Below are 335 nucleotides of genomic sequence, written 5' to 3' on the forward strand. Positions count from 1 at the left end.
ACAGGTGCCCGACCGCCATCCCGACGATGATCCCGGTCAGCGCTAGGTGGAAGACCAGGTTACCGGTCTCCCGCAGGTAGCCCGACTCGGCGGACACCGAGGCCTCGTCATGGGAGTGGGTGCGGAAGCGGCGCCCCTTGAGCACCTCCCGGGCCGCGGCGAGGACCTCCGCCGGAGACGCGGTCGTCGTGAGGGTGGCGTGCGCCCCGAGCCGCTCCGGCCGGGCCGGCGCCTTCGGTGGCCGGGCCCGCAACGCGGTGAGGTGCACCTTGGCGCGCGGCACGATGCACCCGACGAGCGAGACGAACAGCAGCAGGTAGATCGCCGAGAACCAC

1 protein-coding gene is annotated in these 335 nt (G+C 72.5%); it reads right to left on the reverse strand.

The features are described 5' to 3' along the window. Positions 1-335 (reverse strand): cytochrome c biogenesis ResB family protein (locus N864_RS23180; RefSeq protein ID WP_034723321.1); only part of this gene is annotated, 335 nt, incomplete at both ends.

The sequence above is a fragment of the Intrasporangium chromatireducens Q5-1 genome (assembly GCF_000576575.1).
GTDB lineage: Bacteria > Actinomycetota > Actinomycetes > Actinomycetales > Dermatophilaceae > Intrasporangium_A > Intrasporangium_A chromatireducens.